The following is a 1308-nucleotide window of genomic DNA, read 5'->3' on the forward strand; positions in this document are numbered from 1 at the left end:
CCAGCGCGACACCCCCGAACAAACATACGACGCGTTCCTTGACTACATCAACAGCCGCACCTTCGACTACGACTTCGAACACCTACCAACAACGCCCCCCGACAACGATCTTGTTTAAAGCCGGCCACGGCATCCCGGACGAAGGACACGTCATGGAAATCGCCTCCCTTATTTTCGTCATTCTCTTCGTCGTCGTCGGCGCCGCTATCCGCTCTGCGTACGGCTCCTGGATCGTCAAGAATATTGCCACCCGCGTGATCGTCACATCGCTGGAGCCCGATCAGTTGCGCGATATTTTCGTCCGTCGAGTCGCCGGCAACACCTGGCACATTGAGGACGACGGCAACCCCATGGTCGCCCAGAGCTCCTTGGCCATGGGAATCCGTCAGCAGATCGGCCTGGGGCTCTCCACGGCCCCTGACGGCCGCGCCGTGGCCACAGTCTCAGTGATGCGGTGGACCACCAAAAGGGGCATACCGAACAAGGCCCACACCCTGAGGATGCGCCTGAACGGCTTTGTCAACGAAGTTCAGCAACGGGACTCGCGCTGCGCGGTGGTCACCCGGCCCCTGGGCGAGTGAGGGCGCGGCCATGGGCATTATCACCACCATCTTCGTCCTCATCACTGTGGCCACGGCCGGGACCGCGGGTTACCTCACCCTCCGGGGGTATACGGCGCCCTGCCCCCCAGCGCACTTTCAGCCGTTGCTCGACTCCTCCCACGTTTTCGAGGCGCCCGCGGCACAGGTGTTGGCCGCATACGAGCGGGCCGTCTCCGCCACCGGGGGCATGAGCGTGTACGCGAGATCAGAGGGTGTCATATTCATTGACTCCCGCCCCTCCATGCTGGTGCTCAACGGCGACTACGGCTCGAGCATGCGGCTGACGGTGGGCCACAACGAGTCAGGGCGGACAACGGTGAAACTGGACTACCTGCCCAAGACGCAGTGGGTGAGCACGTGGACGGACTTGGACGCCGCCTTCGCGGCCAAGGAGCGCGCGCTGCGCATGAACGCCAAGCGCCTGGGCGGGATCCGCGAGTACATTCGAGTCTGAGCCCGCCAGTGCGCCGCCGCCGGCGCGCCCCGCGACCGCGGTCCACCCACCCCCGCCGTCAACATCCTCAACGGCGGGGAAAGAGGGATCAGGAGCGCAGAGGACTAGTTCTAACCCTCTTTAAAGGCTCTTCGCGGTTGAGGGGGTGGGTTTGGGCGTGTGGGTGCCAGGGTGGGGGTCGAGGCCCTCTGATGATGGGAGTTGCTACACAACCAACTGCCGGAAGGCCTCGACGTGGACCACGCTATCTTT

Annotated in this window: 2 protein-coding genes; both read left to right on the forward strand. The window is 63.8% G+C overall.

Features of this window, described 5'->3' with window-relative positions; translation table 11 throughout:
* Positions 1 to 152 precede the first annotated feature (152 nt).
* Positions 153 to 581, forward strand: a complete 429-nt coding sequence (locus EUC46_RS12410; RefSeq protein WP_128774462.1) for a hypothetical protein — start codon at positions 153 to 155, stop codon at positions 579 to 581.
* 10 nt (positions 582 to 591) lie between these two features.
* Positions 592 to 1056, forward strand: a complete 465-nt coding sequence (locus EUC46_RS12415; protein WP_128774463.1) for a hypothetical protein — start codon at positions 592 to 594, stop codon at positions 1054 to 1056.
* Positions 1057 to 1308 lie beyond the last annotated feature (252 nt).

The organism is Actinomyces oricola, from assembly GCF_004104015.1.
Taxonomy (GTDB): Bacteria; Actinomycetota; Actinomycetes; order Actinomycetales; family Actinomycetaceae; genus Actinomyces; species Actinomyces oricola.

Coding starts and splice junctions, on each gene's coding strand:
- EUC46_RS12415 (WP_128774463.1), top strand. CDS start 592: ATGGGCATTATCACCACCATCTTCGTCCTCATCACTGTGGCCACGGCC.
- EUC46_RS12410 (WP_128774462.1), top strand. CDS start 153: ATGGAAATCGCCTCCCTTATTTTCGTCATTCTCTTCGTCGTCGTCGGC.